22 protein-coding genes are annotated in these 24735 nt (G+C 43.7%); 14 read left to right on the top strand and 8 right to left on the bottom strand.

Annotated features, from left to right (window positions below; translation table 11 throughout):
- Positions 1-35 precede the first annotated feature (35 nt).
- The 3 genes from ACJ28U_RS11685 to rlmH all read right to left on the bottom strand — a co-directional run bounded on the left by ACJ28U_RS11685 (position 36) and on the right by rlmH (position 3228).
- Entirely contained in the window at positions 36-1391 is a 1356-nt protein-coding gene (locus ACJ28U_RS11685; RefSeq protein ID WP_407619384.1) for an FAD-dependent oxidoreductase, read from the bottom strand.
- 95 nt (positions 1392-1486) lie between these two features.
- Positions 1487-2425, bottom strand: a complete 939-nt coding sequence (locus ACJ28U_RS11680) for a DMT family transporter (RefSeq protein ID WP_407619383.1) — start codon at positions 2423-2425, stop codon at positions 1487-1489.
- A gap of 323 nt (positions 2426-2748) precedes the next feature.
- On the bottom strand, positions 2749-3228 hold the full coding sequence (rlmH, locus tag ACJ28U_RS11675; protein ID WP_407619382.1) for a 23S rRNA (pseudouridine(1915)-N(3))-methyltransferase RlmH: 480 nt from the start codon (positions 3226-3228) through the stop codon (positions 2749-2751).
- Positions 3229-3959: 731 nt separating this feature from the next.
- Between rlmH and ACJ28U_RS11670 the strand changes: the two genes are divergently transcribed.
- From ACJ28U_RS11670 to ACJ28U_RS11655, 4 genes are all read left to right on the top strand, one after another.
- On the top strand, positions 3960-5303 hold the full coding sequence (locus tag ACJ28U_RS11670; protein WP_099087596.1) for a TrkH family potassium uptake protein: 1344 nt from the start codon (positions 3960-3962) through the stop codon (positions 5301-5303).
- 227 nt (positions 5304-5530) lie between these two features.
- Positions 5531-6574 (top strand): efflux RND transporter periplasmic adaptor subunit, encoded by a 1044-nt coding sequence (locus ACJ28U_RS11665; protein WP_407619381.1) that lies wholly within the window; start codon positions 5531-5533, stop codon positions 6572-6574.
- Positions 6567-7247, top strand: a complete 681-nt coding sequence (locus ACJ28U_RS11660) for an ABC transporter ATP-binding protein (protein WP_407619380.1) — start codon at positions 6567-6569, stop codon at positions 7245-7247. The genes ACJ28U_RS11665 and ACJ28U_RS11660 overlap by 8 nt, the downstream gene beginning before the upstream one ends.
- Positions 7244-8410, top strand: a complete 1167-nt coding sequence (locus ACJ28U_RS11655) for an ABC transporter permease (RefSeq protein ID WP_407619379.1) — start codon at positions 7244-7246, stop codon at positions 8408-8410. Before ACJ28U_RS11660 ends, ACJ28U_RS11655 begins: the two co-directional genes overlap by 4 nt.
- A gap of 82 nt (positions 8411-8492) precedes the next feature.
- On the opposite strand, the gene ACJ28U_RS11650 is transcribed toward ACJ28U_RS11655, so the two are convergent.
- Positions 8493-11585 (bottom strand): MMPL family transporter, encoded by a 3093-nt coding sequence (locus ACJ28U_RS11650; RefSeq protein WP_407619378.1) that lies wholly within the window; start codon positions 11583-11585, stop codon positions 8493-8495.
- 167 nt (positions 11586-11752) lie between these two features.
- Here ACJ28U_RS11650 and ACJ28U_RS11645 point away from each other — a divergent pair, with 167 nt between their 5' ends.
- Together ACJ28U_RS11645 and ACJ28U_RS11640 are read left to right on the top strand one after the other, a co-directional pair.
- Positions 11753-12580 (top strand): HAD hydrolase family protein, encoded by an 828-nt coding sequence (locus tag ACJ28U_RS11645; RefSeq protein ID WP_407619377.1) that lies wholly within the window; start codon positions 11753-11755, stop codon positions 12578-12580.
- 189 nt (positions 12581-12769) lie between these two features.
- Complete coding sequence (locus tag ACJ28U_RS11640) at positions 12770-13072, top strand: hypothetical protein (protein ID WP_407619376.1); 303 nt, start codon at positions 12770-12772, stop codon at positions 13070-13072.
- A 156-nt stretch (positions 13073-13228) separates the two neighbouring features.
- Here ACJ28U_RS11640 and ACJ28U_RS11635 read toward each other — a convergent pair whose 3' ends face one another.
- On the bottom strand, positions 13229-13930 hold the full coding sequence (locus ACJ28U_RS11635) for a ribonuclease H family protein (RefSeq protein ID WP_010371170.1): 702 nt from the start codon (positions 13928-13930) through the stop codon (positions 13229-13231).
- 100 nt (positions 13931-14030) lie between these two features.
- On the opposite strand from ACJ28U_RS11635, the gene ACJ28U_RS11630 reads away from it, so the two are divergent.
- Entirely contained in the window at positions 14031-14777 is a 747-nt protein-coding gene (locus ACJ28U_RS11630; protein WP_407619375.1) for a TIGR02206 family membrane protein, read from the top strand.
- Between the two features lie 97 nt (positions 14778-14874).
- Here the strand turns inward: ACJ28U_RS11630 and ACJ28U_RS11625 are convergent, their stop codons facing one another.
- Together ACJ28U_RS11625 and ACJ28U_RS11620 are read right to left on the bottom strand one after the other, a co-directional pair.
- A complete protein-coding gene (locus ACJ28U_RS11625) occupies positions 14875-15930 on the bottom strand; it encodes a PTS sugar transporter subunit IIC (protein WP_407619374.1) in 1056 nt (351 codons plus the stop codon).
- A 127-nt stretch (positions 15931-16057) separates the two neighbouring features.
- Positions 16058-16741 (bottom strand): hypothetical protein, encoded by a 684-nt coding sequence (locus ACJ28U_RS11620; RefSeq protein ID WP_099087606.1) that lies wholly within the window; start codon positions 16739-16741, stop codon positions 16058-16060.
- Positions 16742-16883: 142 nt separating this feature from the next.
- Between ACJ28U_RS11620 and ACJ28U_RS11615 the strand changes: the two genes are divergently transcribed.
- The 3 genes from ACJ28U_RS11615 to ACJ28U_RS11605 all read left to right on the top strand — a co-directional run bounded on the left by ACJ28U_RS11615 (position 16884) and on the right by ACJ28U_RS11605 (position 20448).
- On the top strand, positions 16884-17225 hold the full coding sequence (locus ACJ28U_RS11615; protein ID WP_407619373.1) for a DUF805 domain-containing protein: 342 nt from the start codon (positions 16884-16886) through the stop codon (positions 17223-17225).
- A 157-nt stretch (positions 17226-17382) separates the two neighbouring features.
- On the top strand, positions 17383-18690 hold the full coding sequence (locus ACJ28U_RS11610) for an NCS2 family permease (protein WP_010371156.1): 1308 nt from the start codon (positions 17383-17385) through the stop codon (positions 18688-18690).
- Positions 18691-18930: 240 nt separating this feature from the next.
- Positions 18931-20448, top strand: a complete 1518-nt coding sequence (locus tag ACJ28U_RS11605) for a helix-turn-helix domain-containing protein (protein WP_407619372.1) — start codon at positions 18931-18933, stop codon at positions 20446-20448.
- A 618-nt stretch (positions 20449-21066) separates the two neighbouring features.
- Here ACJ28U_RS11605 and ACJ28U_RS11600 read toward each other — a convergent pair.
- The gene (locus ACJ28U_RS11600; protein ID WP_407619371.1) at positions 21067-21759 is read right to left on the bottom strand and encodes a triose-phosphate isomerase; all 693 of its coding nucleotides are present in this window, start codon (positions 21757-21759) and stop codon (positions 21067-21069) included.
- A 170-nt stretch (positions 21760-21929) separates the two neighbouring features.
- On the opposite strand from ACJ28U_RS11600, the gene ACJ28U_RS11595 reads away from it, so the two are divergent.
- From ACJ28U_RS11595 to ACJ28U_RS11580, 4 genes are all read left to right on the top strand, one after another.
- Complete coding sequence (locus ACJ28U_RS11595; protein WP_099087609.1) at positions 21930-22526, top strand: TVP38/TMEM64 family protein; 597 nt, start codon at positions 21930-21932, stop codon at positions 22524-22526.
- 251 nt (positions 22527-22777) lie between these two features.
- Positions 22778-22960: a hypothetical protein gene (locus tag ACJ28U_RS11590; RefSeq protein WP_010371143.1), complete on the top strand. Its 183-nt coding sequence runs from the start codon at positions 22778-22780 to the stop codon at positions 22958-22960.
- Positions 22953-24050, top strand: a complete 1098-nt coding sequence (locus ACJ28U_RS11585) for an SLC13 family permease (protein ID WP_010371141.1) — start codon at positions 22953-22955, stop codon at positions 24048-24050. Before ACJ28U_RS11590 ends, ACJ28U_RS11585 begins: the two co-directional genes overlap by 8 nt.
- A 92-nt stretch (positions 24051-24142) precedes the next feature.
- On the top strand, positions 24143-24604 hold the full coding sequence (locus tag ACJ28U_RS11580) for a MarR family winged helix-turn-helix transcriptional regulator (protein ID WP_407619370.1): 462 nt from the start codon (positions 24143-24145) through the stop codon (positions 24602-24604).
- Positions 24605-24735 lie beyond the last annotated feature (131 nt).

Raw genomic sequence — 24735 nt, 5'->3', positions numbered from 1 at the left:
TGAGATAGGCATTAATCTCACGCGTTTTATTGTGATTAGGAATCTAATTGGGCTTCAAGTTGTTGGACGGCAGCTTGGACCGCGTCCCATGGTGCACCAACGACTGGTGAGTAAGTTAAATCGAGGTCGCTGAAGGTTTCCACGGTCATGTCGTTATAAATGGCAGTCGCAAAAATGTCGGCTCGTTTGGCAACTTCACTACCGTATTTACCAACCAATTGCGCACCTAACTGGCGATGTGTTTGGCGATCAGCGGTGATGCGAATTGTAATTTTTTCAGCACCGGGATAGTACCCCTTGTGATCATCCACCACCGCAGTTGTTGTGATTGGGGTGTAACCGGCCTGTGTAGCTTCAGTAGGTAACAAACCAGTTCGGGCAGCAATCACATCGAAGGCGCGCAATACTTGTGATCCAAGAATCCCGGCAAAGTGGGTTTGACGTCCCACGATATTCGCACCGGCAACGCGCCCTTGCTTGTGGGCCGTCGTTCCAAGCGGCAAATAGGTATCACCAAGGAGGCGGTGTTTCGTTTGGACTAAATCACCTGCCGCGTAAATATCGGGTAAGTTAGTTTGCATGCGGTCGTTCACAATCACGGCATGATTAGTTGTGACTTCAGCACCGGCTTCCTCAAGCAATGTACTGTTTGGCCGCACACCGACAACAACCAGGACAAAATCAAAAGTTTCGTCGGTAGCCCCACCAATTAAACGGTAACCAGTTGGTGTTTGGGCAATTTCGGTAACGGTAGCGTTGGTGAAAACCTGCACGCCGTTTTGCGTCAATGCGTCATTAATGGGTGTTGCAAGATCAGCGTCGATGGTCGATAGTACTTCAGGCCCCCGTTGAAATAACGAAACAGCGACATCACGGTGTGTGAGAGCTTCCGCCATTTCGATGCCCACGTACCCCGCACCGATGATGGCTGCCCGTTTTGGCTGGTGTTGCACCAATTGGGCTTCGATGTCAAAGAAATCGCCCATGGTGTGTAGGACGTGGATACCATCGCCTGCGCCAGTAAGTGGCAATTCTTTGGGGACTGCGCCTGTCCCTACCATTAAGTGTTGGTAAGCAAAAGTGACTGCTTCCTCACCACGTGTGGCAGTGACCGTGTGGGCGGTTGGATTAATGGCAGTTGCCCAAGTGTTCATGTAAAAATCAATTTGGTACGCCTCTAAGTCTTTGACCGTTCGATGTGCCAAATTTTGCCAAGCAGAAACTTCCTGGCTGACCGCGTATGGAATACCACAGATTGAAAGGTTCGGGAATTCGTCGGCAAGGACCATCGTAATTCGGATGTCCTTGTTGAGCTCACGGGCACGTAAAGCTGCCGAGATACCAGCGTCACTCCCGCCAATAATGAGCAGGTCAGTTTGGATGTTGGTCATGTCATAATCCTCTTATTTTCTAATAGTGTGTTAATTATATCAAAAAAGCTACCAGCTAAACCTATGTGCTGTGGTTGAGCTAGTAGCGATTCAAGTTACATCATTTCAATGAGGACAACCCCCGCAATCATAATGACTAAGCCAATGATTTTGATTGGGGTAATCTTGTTTTTAAAGGCACCAAGTAGGCCGAATTGATCAATGCTCAGACTACCAATAACCTGACCTAATAGAGCCAAAACCACAACCGTACCGGTCCCAATCTTAGGGACCAAGAAGGCGTTTGAGAAAATATAGATGGCACCTAGAAAACCGCCCAACCAAATCCACCAAGGCGTCTTATTGCGGGCCAAGTTGGCTACGTTAGGCAAGCTCCGTTGGGCTAAACTAACAATGAATAGCAGGATTGATCCGATGACAAATGATACCCAAGCAGCATGTAATGGTGAGGCTAACATGCCACCGAACCGGCCGTTAATGGCAGCTTGTACAGCCAGCATGGCACCGACGATGACGCCGGTTAATTGCCATAACCAGCGTAACTTAACGGGTGCATGCTCGTTGTCTGTCAGCTTATCGCGACTCAGATAACCGGGTAAGACCACAACGATTAACACACCAATAATTAGGAGCACCACCCCGACCAATCGCATGGCTGATAAGGCGTGGTGATCAGCGCCAAAGAGACCAAAATTATCAATGACCATACTCATGAGGATTTGTCCCATGATGGGCATAATGACGGTTTGAACACTGCCTAAGATGGGGAATAACAGAATGTTGGTGGTTAAACCAATCATTCCCAAAACCCCGCCGAGGTAAGCCCACCAAGGAATGGTTGCAACTTGGTGACTGGTTAAGAGTAGTTGCCCACCACTAGCCAAAATGACAATGGTTAAGAAGATGGTTCCGATGAGAAATGAAATTAATGATGATAGAAATGGTGAAATGACATATTGCCATAGCTTGGAATTAACGGCCGTTTGAAACGGTGTTAGACTACCCGCGATAATACCCATTAATAAGTACTGCATAGTAACGCCCCCTCTCTGGTTAAAAACCTTATAACATCATTCTAGTCTTTTCTGGCGAGATGGCACGAAAAAGGCCAATATATTTTTTTCAGTTTTTGGGTTGCCTGTGAAACAGGGTCACAAAATAAAAAGCGTGCGGGAATTGTAGTTTTCCCACACGCTTTAGTTAAAATACTTTTTGAAAGCGTTTTCAATACATAATAAATCATGTTTCACGTGAAACTTTCATAAAATTTAATGTCATTTTGTAAGATTTATTTTGGTTAAACGATATAAGTCGCCGAATCAAAATATAATATCAATACAAATAACGATTAAACGCTTTATTTGTGATATGGCGATCCCTGATTGATCATGAAGGCACGGTAAATTTGTTCAGTCAGAACCAAGCGCATCAATTGGTGTGGCAAAGTAAAGCGTCCAAAACTAATTTGTGTATTAGCACGAGCGATGACTTCTGGTGCTAGGCCAAGCGAACCACCGATGACAAAGGTTAAATCTGAATCGCCACGCAGTGCTAATTTATCAATTTCAGCAGCAAGTTCTTCACTACTGCGTTCCTGCCCCTTAATGGCGAGGGCAAAAACATATTCCTTATCTTTAATCTTGCTAAGAATACGTTCTCCTTCCTTGGCCATTACCTGATCCATTTGAGCTTGCGAAAGTTGTTCAGGTGCCTTCTCATCAGGGACCTCGATTACTTCAAATTTTGCAAACTTTTGCAAACGCTTGGCGTATTCTGCAATACCATCTTTCAAATATTTTTCCTTTAGCTTGCCAACGCCAATGATTTTTACGTTCATGGTCTTTACCTTTCCTTAATCAAATTAGTGATTTCTTCGAAGTTTTAAACAGGTGTGGATAACTGCTTAAACAAATCGCAACTTTTGGCTTATCCACATGTTAAAAACAGGTTGTGGATATCTAACAAACCTTATTATATCAAAGTTTAGAGCGATTTCTGGGGAAAGTTATCCACATTTATCCACAGAATGGGTATTTTAGTGTGTAAAACTGTTAAAACGTTGCAATATCGGCATTTAGTCACAAAAACATGTCAAAAAATCCACAGATCGCTACGGACTAAAAAAAGTTTTGCACACCCCGGAATCGGTTGAAAACTAAAGATACAAAAATTGATAACCTGTAAGTTTGTAACATTCGTGATTAAATGCATTTTTGTGAATGAAGGCCCCTTTTAATGGGATATAAACCGCCTAAAAGCGAACGATAACGAGAAATAACGTTCTGTTAGCTATAAAAACCCGTTGTTGATTAAGGTTAAACTTAACGTTCGGTTGAAAATGCCCTTATATGGGCGTTTTGCATGTAGCAAGAATTTACACACAAGTTATCCACACTGAGTTTTCCCCCGTGGATAGTGGGTTTCGTTGCACAAATCAGGCTTTTATCCACAAGTTTTCCACAGGATGTGGGTAAAACAGTTTATTTTTACCATTTTTATCCACAAAATTCTGTGCAAAACTAAGCCGCAACTCCTGTATAATAAAGAAAGTTGGGGGATACTTAACTTATGAGAAAATTACTTAGCAAAATGACCCCGCCACAAATTTTGACCCTCGGATTTTTAGTCATTATTTTCGCTGGCGCGGGCATTTTGATGTTACCAATATCGCAGAAAGCGGGGGTAACGGTTCATTATATGGACGCCTTGTTCACCGCCGTTTCGGCAACAGCGATTACAGGTTTGACGGTGTTAGATACAGCGTCGACGTGGTCATTGTTTGGCCATATTGTCCTTTTGGTGATGATTGAAATTGGCGCCCTTGGCTTTATGACGTTTGCGGTGCTGTTGTTTGCTATTACAGGCCAACGCCTGGATTTAAAAGCACGACTCATGGCCCAACAAGCATTAAACCTAGGCAGTTTAGCCGATGTGAAAAGTGTGTTGTCGTATGTCTTCTCACTATCAGCGGTTATTCAATTAATCGGTGCGGTTCTGATGATGCCGGACTTCATTCCCCGCTTCGGCGCCAGCCACGGTATCTTCCTAAGTATCGCGTCGTCAATTTCAGCATTTGGAAATGCGGGTTTTACGTTCTTTGACGAACCGGTCTTCTTTTTACGGAACGATCCGTATATTCTGGTTGTTTGGATGTTGCTGATTTCGGCTGGGTCACTTGGGTTCTTGGTTTGGCGTGATTTATTACTTTATCGCAAGCAACGTCGCTTGAGTTTGCATACTCGTGTGGCCTTGCACGTGTCAGCCTGGTTAACCGGTTTGGCGTTTGTTTTCTTCCTATTCACGGAAAAAGTGCTCACGCCGTTAGCTGGGTCAACGTCACTTTGGCATCGCATCATGGACACTTTGTTCTTAGCTGTTGTACCGAGAACTGCGGGACTGGAAGTTGTGCCATTACGCGATTTGACGGCAGCTGGTCTGATGATTATCATGTTGCTCATGTTTGTTGGTGGAACGCCAGGATCAACTTCTGGTGGTATTAAAACAACGACGCTGGGAATTTTATGGTTGCAATCAATGGCAGCATTACGTGGCCAGGAACAAGTCAATTTTGGTGGGCGGCGTTTCAGTCAAAAAGTGGTCATTAAGGCCATGATGCTGGCAGTGATATCTATTGTGTTTGTGATTGGCGTGTCGCTCTTCTTGAGTATTACCGAAACGATTCCGAAGGGCGAAGGCTTAGAATATATTGTTTTTGAGGTTATTTCAGCCTTTTCAACAACTGGTTTTTCACTAGGATTAACGCCCCATCTAACCACGTTGGGGAAAATTGTGATTATGATGGTGATGTTCATTGGTCGTGTCGGCTTGTATACGGTGATGTTTTCTGTGATGAATATTCGCGAAAAGCCAACCAGTTTTCAATATCCGACCGAGGAAGTTATCATCGGTTAAATTTACGTATGAACCGCTATGCAAAATTGCATGGCGGTTTTTAAATGTATTTCGAAAGTTTAACCCCCTATCGTATCTACGTTTTTTGTTACAAATAACATCTAAAGTGATTGTTTTTGACATTAAGAACACAAAAGTTTCAAAAATATGACAGAAAACCTTCGCATATTATACGATGTATGATATTGTGTTTAGGTGATAAGAAATATTTTTGGGGGATATGTGATATGCGTAAGCGCGTTAAATTAGGGATGGTGTTGGTACCATTAGGGGCCGCAGTCATCGGTGGAACAGTCTTGTATGTGACTGATCATCAGGCAACAAAAGAAGCCGGGACACCAACCTATCAGGTGGGAACGGTGAAACAGTCAACCTTTACGGTGGCTGGTAAGGTGGCACCAGTTGCTCAGCAACAATTGACGATTCCTGAGGGGAAAGTGCAACAATTGAACGTTGCAAATGGTGATACCGTCACCGCTGGTCAGGTGTTGCTAACGACTTTCTTGGATAAGTCAATGGATTTGGCTGAGCAAGAAGCGACAGTTGATAAGGGCAATCGGGTAGCGACAAGTGCGCAAAATACAATTAATCAATTGACGCAGCAACTGCAACAGTTGCCTGCAGATGATCCGTCACGGGCGGATTTGGACTCGCAATTGCGTGATGCAAAAAGCAATTTAGCTGATGCACAGGCGGATGTGCAAACGAGTCAGCAAGCATTACAACGCGGGCAAAATAGTCAGTATGGTCAGGTGACAGCCCCTTACGATGGACGGATTTCAGTAAGTTATGATCAGAGCGGTAAAGTACAATTGGCCATTACAGGTTCGGGTCTACAAGCAACTGGTTTGGTGAGTGAGTATGACTACGACAAGGTCAAAGATCACCGCGATGTCGCCATTAAGGCTTTAGCAACAAAGCAAGAAGCGAAAACTACCCTTAATTTTTTGTCGACCAATCCGGCGAAAGAAAGCAGTAAAAATATGGCGCGATATGCATTTACAACGGATAACTTGGATGCGGCCCAATTTATGAATGGCCAATCACTGACGATCACAGTGCCGCAAGATGGTATTCGGGTGCCAACGACGGCCGTTAAACACGGCCATGTGTATCGCTATGTTGCGGGTAAGGCCCGTAAGACGCCAGTGACAACTGAAAAGCGAGATGGCTATTTAGTTGTCACGGCCGGCCTACAAGCTAAGGAACGCATTATTCTGAACCCGGATAATAAGTTAAAAGATGCGGCACAGGTGACGATTAGTGATTAATTTAAAAAATATCAATAAGTCGTATCGTCAAGGTGACAATCACTTTCATGTTTTGCATGACATTAATTTGTCGATTGATGCTGGTGAATATGTGTCAATTATTGGTCAATCAGGATCAGGTAAGTCGACGTTAATTAACATTATTGGCTTTTTAGATGATCAATTTGAAGGTGAGTATCAATTTAATGACACACAAATTCAAACATTGAAACGAGCTGAATTAACGCCTTTCCGTAATGCCAGCGTGGGGTTTATTTTTCAAAATTTTAAGCTGATTCGGACGATGTCGGTGAGCGATAATATTGCCCTCCCCTTGCTTTATGCTGGTGAAAAACGACGCCAAGTGCAGGATCGGATTGATGAACAATTAACGCGGGTTGGGCTGCCTGGCGCGGGTGATAAGCTTCCCACCGCTTTATCTGGTGGGCAACAACAGCGTGTGTCAATTGCACGTGCGCTGGTTGCCAATCCAAGTTTTCTGATTGCAGATGAGCCGACGGGTGCTTTAGATAGTCGGACCTCAGCTGAAATCATGCAACTATTTAAAGAGTTGAATGACCAAGGTACAACGATTATCTTAGTAACACACGATCCTAATGTGGCCGCAGCAACGAAGCGGACGGTTGAAATCCTAGATGGTCGCATTATTTCAGATTCGGAGGTGTCATCATGAGATTTTCTGAGTTAGTGAAGGCATCCTGGCATGCTTTGATTGCTAATCCGAAGCGAAGTTTTTTAACCACTATCGGAATTATCATAGGCATTGCGTCAGTCGTCACGATTATGTCGTTAGGTGCGGGGGTTAAAAAGCAGATGCTACGGGATTTAGATACGACCCAAACTGGGCAACAAACAGCGGAGATTTACTATAATTCACGTGATATGTTTTTAAATGAACCGGGCTTTGATGATCGGGATGTCACTATGTTGACGGGTGCTAATCTCAAGGGGGTTGCGAAGGTTGAAATTTTGCAACAAACGAAGAAAATTGGCATGACTGCAATTATTAATGACAGTCAGCAAGCAATGACGGCGGATTTGGTGAACAAGCCCGTTAAACAATCAATTGTTGCGGGTCAAAATTTGACGACTTATGATTTTGAAGTGAAGAATCCGGTCATGTTGATGTCGGATAAGTTGGCAACCAAGATGTATACGACGGCAGCGAATGCCGTTGGGACTTCGGTTACGGTCCAGCAAACAACGTATACGGTTATTGGGGTTTATCATAATAAAACTGCTGATGCGCGGTTGCCGAAGACCCTGTATCTTAACTCGAGTACTGGGAAGCAAGGTAATGGTATTAAGCTAACTTTTAAGCCTGGTGCTCAGGTAAGTCTGGGTGCTAAACAGGCCTTGCATCAACTGAAAAAATCAGGGAGTCATCATCGTGATGGTCGCTATGAATATATCGATATGGGCAAGTTGCTGAAGGGAATTAGCAAATCGATTTCAGGAATCACCTATTTTGTGGCCGCAATTGCGGGTATTTCATTGTTCATTGCTGGGATTGGCGTGATGAATATGATGTACATTTCAGTTTCTGAACGAACACAAGAAATTGGTGTGCGCTTGGCGCTAGGGGCCACGCCTAAAAATATCATGATGCAATTCCTGTTAGAAGCGATTATTTTAACGGTTTCGGGTGGTGTCATTGGCCTAGTTATTGGTACTAGTGTGGCAGCTGTTGCATCGATGGCGATGCCGTTCAGAGCGATTGTCACCCCTGCTTCGGTCTCGTTAGCATTTGGTGTTTCCACAGCCGTGGGAATTGTGTTTGGCCTGTTACCAGCTAAGCAAGCAGCGAATAAGAACTTAATTGATATCTTGCGCTAGATACCTTGCAGCAATAACAAACTAATATGCAAAAAAAAACGCATCCGCTTAGCGCGAATGCGTTTTTTATGTTTAAACCTGATTAACTCTCGTTTTCAACGGCCTTAACCAATAGCTTGTTTGCCAAGGCAACCCCGGCAGGCAAGAACAATGGCATGACGATCAAACTCAAGAATGCCAAGCCGATGATAACGACCGTAGCAACTTCGATTAACGACAAGACCCCTGATGGAATCAAGGCTGCGAACGTACCAGCCAAAATCAATGCGGCTGATAGTACCACTGCACCGATAACACCGGCCGCTGTAACCATTCGCGTTGAAGCGTTTCCTTCATCTTCACGATAGCGCATCATGAGGAAGATTGAGTAATCAACGCCCAAGGCAACTAACATGATGAAGCTAAAGAATGGCACATTCCATGACAATTCATTCGTGTCCATTACTTGGGCAATCAATAGTTGACCAAGGTGCAAAGCGGCACCGTATGAAAGTAATAGACCAAGCACAATCAAGATTGGCTTGATGAGTGAACGGGTGATGATAATCAACACTAACAAGATACCGGCCAACATGATGGCAGCAGTACGGATGAAGTCAGCTTCAGAAATCTTCTTCAAATCATCGTTACGAGCAGCCGTACCAGCAATCGCAACCTCTGAGCCAGCTAACTTCGTGCCGCGAAGCGCGTTGGTAGCTACCTTTTGGATGTTCTTTGAAACTGGCATTGCACTACGTGAGAATGGGTTTTCATTCATAATCACTTGTAATTGCAACGTCTTGTGATCAGCTGACATGTAACTCGTCAAAGCACTCTTGAACGTCTTACCCTTCAAGACGTCAGCTGGTACATAGAAGACTGATGTTCCGGTGTTACTCAAATCAGACAAGTAAGTTGTGGCTGTGCCCAACCCCTTACCGATTTTGTTCAAACCATCTGAACCTTCAGACAAACCACTTTGCAATTCCTTTGATTGGCTTTGCAAGTCGCTAATGCCTTGGCTCAATTGTTGTTGACCTGATTGCAATGATGACAAACCAGATGTCAAAGCACCTGACTTGGTTGATACCTCACCGGCAGCAGATGAACCGCTGTCCAAGCTTGAGCTTAGTGTGGCGGCACCAGCTTGCATTTGAGTCAAAGCAGCTTGCAATTGGTGAACGCTGTCAGCAATTTGTGACAAGCTACTGCTCATTGATTCAGCTGATGTGACCATATCGTTGTTCATCGCACTGGCGTTGGCCAATGATTGTGAACTAGCCGTTAGTGAATCAATGTTTGAGCCAGCTGTTTGAATGGCTGATTGCACGTTACCGTTTTGGTTAACAGAGGCATCACCATTCAAGGTGTCACGAATTGACGTGAAGCCTTGGTTGGCAGTGGCCAAAGCTGATTGCGCAGCGCCCAATGTGTCAGCTGTTTGACGTAAGTTAGCCGTCAAAGTTGGGACTGACGCATTTAATGTATCAATCGTCGTTGCCAAGCCGTTCACAACTGCAACCGCGTTTGACAAGTTAGATGACAATTCCGCAGCGCTAGATTGACCTGATTGCATACCGCTTGTCAAAGTTGACAAAGCCCCCTGCAATTCTGAAGCGCCATTCGCCAAATCGTTGGTACTTGAAGTCAATGGCGCAGCGGCTGATGCTAATTGATCAGTGCTGTTAAGTTGACTTGAAGCATCTGTCAAAGACTTGCTGATGGTCTTCGTCCCAGTCTTGGCATCGTCTAGCTTGTCTGACAAGGTAGCACTTTGTGATGCCGTGTAAAGTGACGTGATTTTTTCAGCCGTTGGACGGGTTGGTCCGGCAACGCTGGCCACCCCATTCAAGTTATTGATTTGACCAGTTAGGTTATCAATAATCGCCAAAGCTTCGTTGTTGTTCATCGCCTTCTTTGAGTGAATGTACACCGTTGCAGGTGATGCGTAGCCGGCTGGATAGTGATCTTCAATCGTTTGGACGGCTGACTTTGAGTCATACACGTCAGAAACTTCCCACAAGTCGTTAAAGTTCAATGGCTTGTTGTTTGTCACTGCCAATGGCACTGTCACCAACAAGACAGCCAAAATCGTTAGAATTGGCTTTCCAACCGCAAACGATGAAAACTTCGTCCAAAGCTTGCTGGTCTCAGGTTCGTTGAACTTCTTACTTGGCCAGAACAAAGTCTTACCAAGTAACGACATGATGGCTGGATTCAATGTGCTCATCACGAATAACATGACCAACACACCAAGAGCGACGGCGCTAGTTGCCTTGTAAAGTTGGAAGTTGGCCAAACCAAGGGCGGCGAATCCAATCAATACGGCTGTACCACTGTAGAAAATCGTACGGCCAGCTGTCTTGCGAGCAGCTAAAGCGGCGGTAACTGGATCGTCATCGATACCCAATTGCTCACGGAAACGTGAGTACATCAGGATATTGTAGTCGGTTCCAATTCCAAATAGCACCACAACCAAGAAGACTTGGGTGAACGTTGAAAATGGGAAATTGAAGCTTTGCACCAAATTTCCGACAACGCTCAATGAGACCAAGTAGCTAATGCCGACCGTCAATAATGAGGCGATTGGCACGATTGGTGAGCGGAATACCAAAATCAACACAACCAAAATAAAGATAATGGCAATGATTTCAGTACGCTTCACACCAGTCTGAGTTGTACTTGCGAAGTCATACGTGATCAAATCTTCACCAGTCAAACGAAGCTTCAACCCGTCAGTTGATAGCGCATCAGTCAGTGAGTTGGCCACTTCCTTGACGTTACCTTGTGACTTGTCGACACTGATTTGAACCAGCGTTGTCATACCATCCTTTGAGTTCAGACGGTTAGCAACGGACTTGCTTGTCGCAAATGACGTCAGATTAGTGATGCCGTATTGCTCCTCACGTAATTCCAAGTTCTTAAGGGTATCCTTAAGATCCTTTTTCTCTGCCTTGCTGATTTTCTTCCCATCTGATGACGTATAAACTGCGGTCAAATCGTAAGTTTGATCGCTTCCCCCGTTGTAGATGTTACTTAGGTCAGCAGACTTCGAAGTCTGTGATGACGCAGGTAAGGAGATTTGCCCCTTTGTTTGCGCCAAATCCGACATGTTTGGCAAAAAGAGCACTGCGACGACCGCAATAATTGCCCAAATTGCTAAATACAAATATCGGATTTTCTTAAACCATTTCATGACAAAATCCTCGTATTCAATTGTATAAGTACATGTGTGATATAAAGTACACTAGATATATTCTAACATGTTACGTGTCTAAATTTAGGGGTTATTTGCGGAAAACTAGGCCCAAATTAAGTACAATTAAAGGTAAAACAGTGAACTGGATTGGGGAGTAAATGACAATGGCAGAAATTAGCTTGGTCGCGACTGATTTAGATGGTACTTTTTTAACGGACGTGAAGCGTTTTAATGAGGACCATTTTGATCGCATTTTACAAATATTAGCGGCACAGGATGCGAGATTTATCGTGGCTAGTGGTCGCGATGAAGAGCAAATTGATAAACATTTTAAACGCTTTGCGGGGCGTTATGATTTAGTGGCTGATAACGGTGCGATTGTTAAGACTGCGGATGGTCAAACGTTGAAGGTGTCGGGGCTTGAAGTGCCAGAGGTCGCAACCATGATGCAAGTTGTGACCGACCTGCCCTTCGATCCTCGGCAAGGTGCCTTGTTTACCGGGCGTCACGGCGTATATATGTTGCGTGATCAAGGTCGGTTAAATTTAGCCCATCAATCACTAGTGTTGATGATGTTTGCACATGTTACGATGATTGATAGCCTAGCAGAAATTGATGAACCGATTTTAAAAGTAACGATTGGCTATGCAGAGCATCAGACGAATCACTTTATTCAAGCTGCGCAACAAGCATTGGGGTCAGCCGCCCACGTGACAACGTCTGGTTATGGGTCAGTTGATATCGTGGCACCAGATGTGAATAAAGCAAATGGTATTAAAGTGCTGGCAGATTATTACGGCGTGACCGCTGATCAATCGTTGGTCGCGTTTGGTGACGGACTAAATGATGCGGAAATGTTAGCTTTGGCAGCGCACCCATATGCAATGAAAAATGGTGATGACTCATTGCTAGAGCGCTACCCTGCAGCCCTAGACGATAATAATAATGATGGTGTTTTGTTGACCCTCGATAAAATATTAAGAAAACAATAAGGCGACTATACGTTTCAATATGCAAGAATATGCATATTGAAACGTATTTTTGTATACAGTGTTAATTCGTACCATAAGTTTCATAGGCTGAGTTTGTGAACTTCACAAACTGGTTATACATAAATGTTAAGATGATGTTAGAAAGATTTACATTTTGTTCGCATATGAAAGTTAAGATTGGGGGCATATATGGCAGTTTTAACGTTTAATGTGGCACCAGATTCAGTCATCTGTGCGGTTTATGAAGACGGCGGTTGCCGCGAACATGGGGTGTTTGAGGTGCCTGAAACTAAGGATGCGTTACTCTTACGAATGCAGCGTATGGCCCGCCTATATGGTGCATTGTACGCATTAACTGGCGTTGGCGTATCGCTGGGTAACGAGCAGGATGTGGTGGCAGAAGATCTCAAAATGACGTTACAGTTACCAGTGTTGGTGATGGCATATGGGGATGAGACCGAACTTGCGCAGCGAACGTTAGCAACCTTTTAGAGGGCGTTATTTCTTATTGTGAAAACATTCACTACAAAAGGTTTAGATTTTCTAAAGATGATAGTGAATAAAATCACAAAACAGTAATAGCAAGGGTTTCCAGCGTTTTAAATCAAAAACAACCTGTCTGCTTTTAGTCAGACAGGTTGTTTTTGATTACTTTTTCAGCTGATCCATGGCGTCATTCAGCAACTGATCAACGCGGATATTTCCCGCACTTGTCGCGTGCCCCTTAACCCAAATAAATGCCAAGCGGTCTTGCACTTGCTGAACCAATTCGTAGACTTGTTGCCAAGCAGTTAGGTTTGCGATTTCACCGCTAGCTTTACGCCAACCGTTTGATTGCCAGTTGTACATCCAGTCGGTTACCGTATCTAAAACGTACTTTGAATCACTCACAATAGTTACTGGCTCGCTGACCTTGGCCATTTGAAGCAAGGCGTTAATCAAACCAAGAATTTCCATCTCATTGTTTGTTCGCCCGAAAAAGGCACCGCTATCAGTAAAGACCGGCGTTTGCATATCATCACCACGATAAATTGCGATGGCCCAGGCTGCCTTGTCGGTTGGACGGACGTGACCACCCGCTACGTTACCGGTATTTCGACTGCCACCATCGGTAAAGATGTAGTAACGGCTTGGCTCGGCGTTGAACTGACCATCGTAGGCGGTTACGTATTGGCGCGCCGTATTGCCCGACGCCCCGGTTTGATCATCAAACCACGCTTGTGCCTCGGCACGCGTGGCAAATCCCTTATACTTTGGTGCTGGTTTGGTGTGTGTATAGCGTTGCACCTCAGACCAAGGCTTGGTGTAAAGGCCTTCGAACTGATTGCCAACGATTGCATAGGTCTTCATGTTTTCTTCCCCGAATCTCAATTGTTATCTATTAATGATAGCGTAAATTAAGCAGGAACGGTATTATTCAATTCTCATACTTATTCATGGGGGATTATGGATGTTTAACTATTATTTGACGTACCAGCCAGATGTACCAGCTGGTATTGGATTTGGCCAATTTTCGGGAACACATCTCGCGGTATTAGGCGTACTGGCGATTGGCATTTATTATTTGGTGCATCGCTATCAACGCTTGCCGTTGGCCGGCCGGCGCCATCAACGTTGGGGGATTGCGTTGGCGATTTGGACGATGGAATTATTTAAGGATATTTATTTAGCCACAACCGGACGATGGGACCCTAATCTGTTGCCATTTCATTTATGTGGGTTTGGGTTGATGATGGTTGCAATTGATGCTATCAGGCCAAATAAAACAACCCAGACCATTTTGTACAGTTTGACAATTTGGGGTGCCGTAGCGGCAGAAATTTTCCCGGATTGGGCGTATTATCCACTCTTAAATCAATGGGCGTTACAAAGTTTTGTAATTCACGCGTTGTTGATTACGTATCCGTTAATGTTGATGGTGAGTGGTGAAATGGTGCCAAATTGGCGTGATTTGTGGCGATCAGTGGTCTTCTTATGTGGCGCGGTGCCGTTTGTTTTGTGGGTCAATGCGCGTCTGCAGACGAATTTTTTCTTTTTAAATACAGCAGCACCGGGTTCGCCACTTGAACCATTGCAGCATATGTTTGGTCATGGGGCGTTGTATATTAGCGTGATTATCATGTTATTGGGTGTGCTGTGGGTGGTGATGTATCTGCCATGGGCCTTGGCACCAAGGCGCAAACCGATTTTGGCGTAAACAACGTGATCATTGGGAGCAGCTTTTTGGAACACGTTTAAAAACCGCAAATACGCGACTTTGAATCAGCGTATTTGCGGTTTTTAACTGTGGTGCGTTAGAGCGGAATTTTTAAATCGGTTGCTGGCGTAATCAGGTGTGTTTTTTTAACAAAAATGACAGTCATTAGCCAGGCGGTTAATACGGGCGCTATCAAGTAGGCTAAGCTAATGCGCCAAATTAAACCATCATGGCCAGAAACTTGCCAAGCGGTTAGTGGTCCGATTAAACCGGAAGCCCCGAAACCAGCGGAGAAGGGCGTGCCTTGGATGTGCGCCAGTGTTGCGACGCCACCAGTAATGCCAGCAGCTAGGATGACCGGAACGAATAGCAATGGCTTCTTTAAGAGATTGGCCATTTGGATTTTGGGTGAGCCAATCACATGGGCGATGGTGCCACCAATTGGATTAACTGTAGCGCTCATCCAAGCTAATGTTAATGCACCAGCAACAATCCCTGCATTGGCGGCACCAGCCCCGACGCCTGCAAGATTGATCGCCGTGGCAATGCCAACCGATGATAGGGGCGACACGATTAAGGCAGCGAAAGCCATCCCTAAGATGATGCCCATGGGAAGGGGTGAAAAATGTGTCGCACTGGCAACCAGTGATCCGATAAACCCTTGAATCGTTAGCATCCAAGGTAAGGTGACGAGGCCAATACTTCCGCCAACTAAAAGCACGATGGTGGGCAAAAAAATTAATTTTAACTGGCCCAGTTTATCTTGGAGTAATAGGACTAAGCCCGCTGATAGATAGGTCACCAACATGACGTTTAGAATTGCGCCGGAACCAGCTAGAGTATAGAGACCGTTGCTGTTGCTGTGAACCACGCCACCGGAAACAATGCTGGCTAACGCAATCGCGGCGGATTCCAGGGTGCCGAGTCGTAAGAAGGCGCCAACGGCGAAGGCCGCGATAATAGGCAACATGCTTTGGGCAACGTTGGTCATCATCGTCACGGTTGTCACCCAGGGATGTTGACCGAAGAAAGTCAGTAATTGACTGGTTAAAGCAGCGGGAATGAGCGCGATAATAATACCTAAGCTATTCCCGTTTAAGACGTTTAATGTGAAATCTTGTAAGCTTGTGTTTAGTCGAAATCGTTGCGTCATAGATTTTTCTCCATAGCTGATGGGTCAGAAAAACCGGCAATTTGTCGTCAAACAAATCGTCGGTTTGATTTGTTGATACTAATCATAAGGCCAAATGCCATAGTGTCAACGATTATTTGTAAGTGAATCACTGGTTAGCCAATGATAGTTTGTGATCGAGATGCCCGATGACGCGCTGGTCGGCAATAGAAATAACAAGGCCTTGGAAGAAAAACGAGACCAAGGTTCCGATGTTGACGGCAACGATGCTACCGGTAATGGCCCACATGGCAAAGGAAATTACCATGGGAATGGCGAAGTTTACGATTTGTGCAACCCCTGCGTTCCCTTTAAAGAACATGAACCGAGTTAGGTTTGTTAGATCATCGAGGGGATGCAAAATAAACTGCAAACGCTGAGTGATTGAAACGCCACACCCAACGAAAATAATGGCAATGATGTCGATAATTAGTCGCCAGAGCATTGGGAGTTGTCCAACCCCGTGCGCTGTAAAGAATGATGAGACCAGACCAATAATGACACTAAAGGCCAAGAGAAAGGTGAGGTTACCAAGCACACGAGGCCAATCGATGGATTTTAGGAGTAGACAACTTAAAATAGCCGCGATAAAACCATAAGAGAATAAAAATAAGCTGATTGACCAACCTGTGGCGTTTGATAGATTGGCTGCGGAGGCGGTCCATGGCGCTGACCCCATGTTTGTGGCCACGGTTAAGCCGTTGCCGACCGCATTAAATAGTAACCCGACGATAAAAAAACGGGCCGTTTCCCAGCTTGTTAAAGGACGTTTTTGTCCATTTTCGTTATACATAGTCATAACCCTCTAATATCATTGTAGCAAGATGCCACATACAAATATATGCTAATGAGGACTTTTCAGTACCCGATTTCTGCCGTGTAATGTTACAATTACGTTACATTGTTTGAGGGTAAATAATTAGGAGGATTTTATCATGACATCATATAAGGCATTTTGGCAAAATTACGTTAATTTTTCAGGGCGTTCAACCCGATCAGATTACTGGATTCCAACGATTATTAACGCCATTATTATTGGTGTGCTAAGCGCGATTGCTGGGGTTGGTGCCCAAAACAATCAATGGCTGACGTCACCAATCGGGATTATCGTGGTGCTATTCGGTTTGGCAATTATCTTGCCGGATTTGGCATTGATTGTGCGCCGAGTTCGCGATACTGGGGTGAAGCATCTGGTTGTTTGGGCAATCTTGGCCATCATCTTTAATATTGTTGGATTTATCTTTGCATTAATTCCAACGGATCAATTTAAAAATTAATTGTTCGGAAAAATCGAGATAATGTTCGTGTTTAGAGGCCGTTTTTGGCCTCTTTTTTATTAATGTTAATGAAACCTTTGTATTGAACCGTTTAACGTGCGATAATAGTTAAGTTGTTTTTTAGGAAAAATTGCATATAAAAAAGGAGTTATGCTTCATGATTGAACGCTACTTCAAGTTGTCTGAGTTAGGGACATCGTTACGGACGGAATTTGTGGCCGGCCTAACGACATTTGTCTCGATGGCCTACATCTTGTTCGTTAACCCATCTGTTTTGGGTGCAGCGGGGATGGATAAAGGGGCTGTCTTCACGGCAACTGGATTGATTGCGGCGATTGCAACGATCTTTATGGGCGCAGTTGCGCGCTATCCTTTCGCCATTGCACCTGGTTTGGGTGTGAACGCCTTCTTTGCTTACAGTGTGGTAATCGGAATGGGCGTTAGATGGCAAACAGCATTGGCTGGGGTGTTTGTGGCTGGTGTTATTTTCTGGATTTTGACGGTACTCCGAATTCGCGAAACCATCATTAATGCCATTCCGGCAGATTTGAAGGCGGCGATTGCTGGTGGAATTGGTTTGTTCATCGCGATGATTGGTCTGGTTGATGGTGGGATTATTTCTGCTAACAAGTCAACGATCATCGGCTGGGGTGATTGGAGTAATCCGCAAGTAATGTTGACGATTTTTGGTGTCTTGGTCAGTTTTGCTTTGTTTGCTCGTAAGATTCCGGGCGCAATTTTCATTGGTATTGCTATCACGTCAGTTGCGGGCTTGTTAACGGGCTTGATTCATGCGCCATCAGCGTTGGTGGCCGGCGTGCCAAGTTTGAAGCCAACATTTGGTCAAGCTATCTTTGGCTTGCAGGATGTCTTTACGTTCCAAATGGTGCCAGTTATTCTAACGTTCTTGTTGGTTGCGTTCTTTGATACAGCCGGTTCATTGGTCGGAATTGCCCGCTCAGGTGGATTCTTGGTGAACAACGAATTGCCACGTGCTGGTAAGGCACTGATGGCTGATTCAATTGGTATGTTGGGTGGTGCCTTGCTTGGTACATCACCAACAACTGCTTTCGTTGAATCGTCAACTGGAATCGCAGTTGGTGGTCGCAGTGGTTTGACGTCAGTCTTTACCGGAATTTTCTTCTTATTGGCGTTGTTCTTCTCACCATTGCTAGTCGTGGTGACGTCACACGTGACAGCACCAGCATTGATCGTCGTTGGTGTGTTGATGGCAGCTAACCTTGCTGCTGTTAACTGGGAAGATTTCCCAATTGCAGCATCAGCCTTCTTGACGGTGATTGGGATGCCATTGGCTTACTCAATTTCTGATGGAATCGCCATTGGCTTTATTGTTTACCCATTCTTGATGTTGGTAACTGGCCGTGGTAAGAAGGTCCACCCAATTATGTATGCCTTGGCAGTAATATTCATTGGGTTCGTTTACGTCTTACAAACAAATCATTAATAAGGTTTCACGTGAAACAAAGATAGCCTTCATCGCAGATTGCGGTGGAGGCTTTTCTTTGCAATTTTACGTTGACCCCACGGTATAATTTTATTATTGGCCGATATAATGGATGCTTGCGAATTTCATGTTACGACAACGTGATTTTTTGGGAAATCAGTTATATGATGGTAATGAGAATTGAGTATGAGATAGTGGGGAGTCTCATAGTGAGAAAGTGAGTGTTGTGACATGCAGTGGATGATTGAGAAAAAAGACCGACAAAAAGTTGCGTTGTTAGAATATTTAATTCAGCGCCCAGAGTTACGGTTATCGATTAAGATGGTCCAAGAGGCGTTTGATTGGTCAAAATATATCGCGTTAACGACGATTCACGATTTGGTGGCGGATTTAGCAACTTTTTATCCGGATTTTGAACCATTCGTGACATTGTCTGATGATGAAAAGACGTTGATGTTAAACCGTGAACGTAATTATGATGCCACGATGTTCCGCCTTAATTATTTGCGCGAGTCAATTCCGTGGTTGTTAATGAAAGAATTGTTTGATGAAACCATGCACTCATATGATGATTTTGCGGTGCGGAATCTCACAACTGTATCGACAACGCGTAATGCCAAGCTTGAATTAGACGACTATTTCGCAGGACATGGTGTTGTGATTACGCCTGACTATAAGTTGGCTGGTAATGAATCAGAAGTACGCGCAATGTATTTCCGCATTTTTCAACTATATTTTGCAGACCGCGCGTTTCCGTTTGAGAACAGTGATGAGCAACTGATTAATCAAATCTTGGATGAAGTGATTCATTATATTAAGCCTGATGACGAACGCTTACGTGAGACCAAGCGCATTGCGATTCGGTTTACGATTGCGATTTGGTTAGGTCGATTGCAACATGGTCATGTTATTTCGAATGATGATGTAGATGCCTTTTTGTTGCCAAATGATCAATTGAATGAGCAAACGCGTCAGTTGACCCAGTATGTTGAACAACTGGTGAAGCAACTTTTCCCAGCGTTAACGGCTGAAGATGCCCGTCGTGAGGGACGCTATGTTGTGATGGGCTTTTTCAGTATTGGTGTCGGTGTTGAAATGAAGCGACGTGAAAACATGACGCCGCTGTTTATGAGTATGCTGGCAGCGTTTATTCAAATTGTTGATACGCATTACAATAAATTATTCAATACGCACTTAACCACATTTGAACAGGATTCTTTTTTTGAAGTGTTCTTTGAATTAATGGTGGCGGCGGTAACAAGCCCAACACCGGATGAAAGTCGCAATCGTGTGCGATTGGATGCGGCGTATGAGCAGTTCCCACTAATGGCAGAATTGGCGTTGGATGTTATTGATGATGTTGCAGAACGGCGTCATCTTGATATTACGTTAGCCCGTGGCGCATTCTTTGAAGTATTGTATACCGGTTTTGCGTCAATTTTTGATATGCATCAGGTATTTCCAAAGATTAAGGTGGCCTTGGATATCAACTATCAGATTGGGTTGGAGTCGATTTTGACGGATATGATTCTAGGAATGCGAGCGATGAATATCGAAATATCAGAATACATTGATGATGATACGGATATTTTGATTTCGGATATTAATAATTCAAATATTCCGGCTGAAAACACCTTTATTTGGACGTCAATGCCCACGTCATTAGAATTTGAGCAATTACGACGTCGTATGAATATCGTGAAAGCCGATAAGTTTGAAAAGATGCACGGTATTAAATTAAGATACGAAGCGCGATAGTCAAAAATTAGAAAATAAAATGCGGTGCGACGAGGTTGTCGTACCGCATTTTTAGTCTATTTTAACGAGTAAAAGTGGTGGCTAGTTCAGTACTGCGCATGAGTAAATGATTATAAAATGGCGTGATGTTAAAACGTTTAACCGTTATGAAGGCCGTTGGTTAGCATTTGTTTGTTTTTTAAAAAGGGTAAAAAAATTGCATGCACGAAAAGTAACTAGCGCTTATGATAATAAATGTAATAGAAATAATACGTGCAAGAGAAAGAGAAGCGGCGTGGTTGTCTGACGACGGGAAAACGTTAAACACAAACGCGTTTCACTTTATAGGGAACCAAAACGACTTGGGGTGTTTTTGATAACTATGGTTATCATCTGGGGTAACATGCTCAAGGCAGGTGTTTGACGATTTGCGGTCGTTATCTGCGATAGACGATTATGCTGAATCATTAGGGATTCTTTCACTGATCATTTCATTACTTAAGTTTTGTTCTGGACGTGTTAATCCAAACAAGGAGGTAGAGACCAAGTTTGGATTATGGACATCAGACAATTCTTTCTCACTCAATACTCTCTCTAAAAATAAAAACAGGATGCTGCGGCATCCTGTTTTTATTTTGTTCACCGACTTAAGTTGTTAAGCACGTTCAAAACGGGTTGGAACGAATCGAGTGTGTGGTAACGATCACCAATCAAAACCCCATCGTAGCCAATCGCGTTGGCAATTGGTGAACCAACTTCGTCCATGTGGCCACCCAAAATTAATTGGTAATCAATGGCTGGGTAATGCGTCGTCATGAATTCACGAATTTTATTGTGAACGTCGCGAATTTCATCAATTGAGTATAGTGCACGACCCATTTCGGTTGATGCAAGTGATTCGTAAGCAATAATAATTGGCTTCGTAATTGGTTGATCTTTCAACAAGATATCAAGCTCTTCAGTAACCAATTCTAAATTACTGTATTGACCAACTGAAATGATTGGCTTGATATCATTTTCCAACGCATTTTCCAAACGCTTGCGCACAATTAGGAGTCCTTCGTTCAAAGACTTACGACGTTCCAAGTGGCCGATGAAACTGGTTGAAATGTGCAGGTGGTGGAGAACGCTAGGCGATATTTCGCCGACCGTGCGCTCTTTAATGGTCAAGTTTTGGCTAATGATTTCAAAATTCTCAAAATCATTGGGTACAGGCAACGTTGGTGAAATTTTAAGATCGACTTGGACGTCAGCATGGCTCAAATCGTCGAGAAATTGCAACTGTTCTTCAAAGTCAACTAAGTTTTTAAAATTTAGGACGGCTAACATCATTTATTCCCCCATTAAGCTTCATTTCATATAGTAATTAATAGCTTTGTGAGCAGTATACCGCATATTTCAAATTAAATAATGTGAAAACATCTTGTGATTGGCGAATGCTTTAGTAAATCCGTGAAAAATGCGCCAAAACATGGTTTAATTTAAGTCTGGGGGAATCAGAAATGAAATTGTATCATGTCAAACTGATTTTAAAAGGCGTCTCAATTTTGGGGATATTACTAACGATATGGGCGGTATTCAAACTTTATCAAATGGGGGCTTTTAGTGATTCAAAAGTCTTGATTAATTTGTTAAAGGGATATGGCATATGGGCGCCGTTAATCTTTATCTTAATTCAAATTATCCAAGTGGTTATTCCGATTTTACCAGGTGGCGTTTCGCTGGCCGCTGGGGTGGTGATGTTTGGCCCATGGTGGGGGTTCTTGTACAACTACATTGGGATTGTGCTCGGATCACTCGCGTTATTCTGGCTCGGACGTCGCTTTGGTCATCGGATTATTGATGTTTTTGTTAGTGAACAGACCTTGCAAAAATACATGCATAAATTAGATTCGAAAGGTTGGCATATCACTTTCGCGTTATTGATTTTTTCACCGATTGCGCCAGACGATACGCTAGTTTTGTTAACGAGTTTAACGAAAATGACGTGGCGAGAATTTACCTTGATTATTGTGCTGGGTAAGCCATTATCGATTTTTGCGTATAGCTTAGCGATGCTCTATGGTGCGGATTGGTTGATGCGACTAATTGGCAATTAAGAGTAGTAAAACGATTTAAATTGTAAAGAATGTTACGCTTAAACCCTGAACGTTTCAAGCTGTTAAAGCTTTTTACGTTCGTTCATGTGGGTACGAAGCCCCAATTAAATAAGAACTTGTACGAGTTTAAACTATTACCCCCGTAAAACGGTTGTTTTACGGGGGGTTATGTTACATTTCAATGTTTGCTAAATGGTTAAAATTTCTTGATAATAGATAAGTTGAGTTTTTTACTTGGAGGAGATTGTGTCATGACACATCACGAACATGCAGATAGTCAACTAACGACAGGACGCATGGCAGTTGCACTCGTTCCAGCGATGATTCTTTCCGCTGGTCTGACGTCATTAATGGCTGCAAAAGCTTATGAAATTATTCGACTAGCAAACGCTAATGGACGGGTTTTAGAGGAAGAGAGCCGCAAGCATGATTAATCGTATCTTTACGTACTTGAAAGGGGACGTGATGTTTACGGCTAGTCTGGTGCTAGCGGTCGTCACGTCATTCTTTAACACACCTGATTTTGGGGCTGTTAATTGGCATACCATTTTCAGTTTGGCAACGATGATGATTTGGGTTGGATTGTTGGAACGGGCTGGCGTTTTGCACGCTGTGTCAGTTTGGCTGGTTAGTCGTAGCCACCATGCCCGCACGTTGATGACCAGTGTGACATTCTTGTCATTCTTCGGGGCGATGATTTTGTCAAACGACATTGCGATTCTAACGTTGATGCCAATTTATCTACGTTTGGCCAAGGATTTATCAGCAAGATTGAAAGTCATTGGATCAACATTGATCATCATGGCAGCTAACTCGGGTGCCATCCTATTCCCATTTGGAAAGTCACAGAATTTGTACATGTATGGGTTCTACCACGTTTCCGTGGGTGAATTCTTCAAGTGGTCGGCTAGTTTGACGGTCGTGTCATTGATTTTGATGTTTATCATCACACGGTTTGTTCGTGCTACGCCATTGGATATCAATTTGCGACCAGCGAATAAGGTCGATAACGGTCGGTTAGTTTTCTTGGGCATTACGGGATTGATTTTGGTTGCCACCATCTTTGGTTGGACCCCCTTCAATGTTGTGATTCCGCTTATTCTGATCGCTTTTCTGATTTACCGTCATGATATGTTGAAGTTGGTCGACTATGGTCTACTTGCAACGTTCTTATTCTTCTTTATTGCCACAAATAACTTGGCACATATCGAAGCGGTACGTAACTTAATCGGGACATTGTTTAACACGAAGAGTCACGTACTGTTTGGCACATTCTTCTTGAGTCAATTTATCTCAAACGTGCCATCAACGATTTTGATTTCAACATTTACTGATCATGCGCGTGAATTGTTCATCGGTTCTAATATCGGTGGATTGGGAACGGTTGTTGCGTCAATGGCCAACTTGATTGGTTATCGCGTCTTCCGTCAAATCGAACCAGATTCATCAGCAACGTTTATGAAGTTGTTCATGGTTGTTAACTTCGTCATGGCCGCCATCTTGTTGGTCATCTTCGGATTGTAATAAAAAAATTGAAACTGCTCATTGCATGATTGCGATGAGCAGTTTTTGTTTAGACGGAAACAATTTTGTATAATGGAATTGAGGTAATCGGGATGACAAATCGAGAAGAGTTATTTATGACGGCCTATATGGACGTTGTTGAAAAATTTATGCAATTGAATCGACGTGCGGTGACGACGCAGTTTCAAGATTACAAGCATGCTGAGGTTGAAACTGTGGCGTTGGTTGGACAATTGGATCAGCCGAATGTAACGGAATTAGCGGAAGCGACGGGGATGACACGAGGTGGCGTGACAAAATTAATGAACAAGTTAGTTGAGAAGGACTTGGTGGTGGCATTTCAAAAGCCAGCTAATAAGAAAGAGCGCTATTTCCGCTTAACGGAATCCGGTGAGGAACTCAACCGGCGTCACGAAGCCTTGCACAATGATATTTATGCGCGGGATGAAGCTGTTTTTGCAACACTTTCTGACGCTGAATTAAACCAAATGCTGGCCTTTGCGCAAACGCTAACGGCCCACTTCGATGAACGATTACAACAAGATAAGGATTAAGAGTCACGGTTCTAATGAGGATCGTGGCTTATTTTTTGTTCTCTTTTTGTTGACAAGGAAACAAAAAGGCGTAAACTTGTATTTTGTTGACAAGGAAACAAAAACCGGTCGACGACTTAAGAATTAATTAT

Origin of the sequence: Weissella sp. MSCH1 (assembly GCF_045799135.1) — a bacterium.
Taxonomy (GTDB): Bacteria; Bacillota; Bacilli; order Lactobacillales; family Lactobacillaceae; genus Weissella.
This window is presented reverse-complemented; position numbering and strand designations above follow the sequence as displayed.

Excerpts from the sequence above, each read along its gene's own strand:
- ACJ28U_RS11685 (WP_407619384.1), bottom strand. The coding sequence starts at position 1,391 with ATGACCAACATCCAAACTGACCTGCTCATTATTGGCGGGAGTGACGCT.
- ACJ28U_RS11680 (WP_407619383.1), bottom strand. The coding sequence starts at position 2,425 with ATGCAGTACTTATTAATGGGTATTATCGCGGGTAGTCTAACACCGTTT.
- rlmH (WP_407619382.1), bottom strand. The coding sequence starts at position 3,228 with ATGAACGTAAAAATCATTGGCGTTGGCAAGCTAAAGGAAAAATATTTG.
- ACJ28U_RS11670 (WP_099087596.1), top strand. The coding sequence starts at position 3,960 with ATGAGAAAATTACTTAGCAAAATGACCCCGCCACAAATTTTGACCCTC.
- ACJ28U_RS11665 (WP_407619381.1), top strand. The coding sequence starts at position 5,531 with ATGCGTAAGCGCGTTAAATTAGGGATGGTGTTGGTACCATTAGGGGCC.
- ACJ28U_RS11655 (WP_407619379.1), top strand. The coding sequence starts at position 7,244 with ATGAGATTTTCTGAGTTAGTGAAGGCATCCTGGCATGCTTTGATTGCT.
- ACJ28U_RS11650 (WP_407619378.1), bottom strand. The coding sequence starts at position 11,585 with ATGAAATGGTTTAAGAAAATCCGATATTTGTATTTAGCAATTTGGGCA.
- ACJ28U_RS11645 (WP_407619377.1), top strand. The coding sequence starts at position 11,753 with ATGGCAGAAATTAGCTTGGTCGCGACTGATTTAGATGGTACTTTTTTA.
- ACJ28U_RS11640 (WP_407619376.1), top strand. The coding sequence starts at position 12,770 with ATGGCAGTTTTAACGTTTAATGTGGCACCAGATTCAGTCATCTGTGCG.
- ACJ28U_RS11635 (WP_010371170.1), bottom strand. The coding sequence starts at position 13,930 with ATGAAGACCTATGCAATCGTTGGCAATCAGTTCGAAGGCCTTTACACC.
- ACJ28U_RS11630 (WP_407619375.1), top strand. The coding sequence starts at position 14,031 with ATGTTTAACTATTATTTGACGTACCAGCCAGATGTACCAGCTGGTATT.
- ACJ28U_RS11625 (WP_407619374.1), bottom strand. The coding sequence starts at position 15,930 with ATGACGCAACGATTTCGACTAAACACAAGCTTACAAGATTTCACATTA.
- ACJ28U_RS11620 (WP_099087606.1), bottom strand. The coding sequence starts at position 16,741 with ATGTATAACGAAAATGGACAAAAACGTCCTTTAACAAGCTGGGAAACG.
- ACJ28U_RS11615 (WP_407619373.1), top strand. The coding sequence starts at position 16,884 with ATGACATCATATAAGGCATTTTGGCAAAATTACGTTAATTTTTCAGGG.
- ACJ28U_RS11610 (WP_010371156.1), top strand. The coding sequence starts at position 17,383 with ATGATTGAACGCTACTTCAAGTTGTCTGAGTTAGGGACATCGTTACGG.
- ACJ28U_RS11605 (WP_407619372.1), top strand. The coding sequence starts at position 18,931 with ATGATTGAGAAAAAAGACCGACAAAAAGTTGCGTTGTTAGAATATTTA.
- ACJ28U_RS11600 (WP_407619371.1), bottom strand. The coding sequence starts at position 21,759 with ATGATGTTAGCCGTCCTAAATTTTAAAAACTTAGTTGACTTTGAAGAA.
- ACJ28U_RS11595 (WP_099087609.1), top strand. The coding sequence starts at position 21,930 with ATGAAATTGTATCATGTCAAACTGATTTTAAAAGGCGTCTCAATTTTG.
- ACJ28U_RS11590 (WP_010371143.1), top strand. The coding sequence starts at position 22,778 with ATGACACATCACGAACATGCAGATAGTCAACTAACGACAGGACGCATG.
- ACJ28U_RS11585 (WP_010371141.1), top strand. The coding sequence starts at position 22,953 with ATGATTAATCGTATCTTTACGTACTTGAAAGGGGACGTGATGTTTACG.
- ACJ28U_RS11580 (WP_407619370.1), top strand. The coding sequence starts at position 24,143 with ATGACAAATCGAGAAGAGTTATTTATGACGGCCTATATGGACGTTGTT.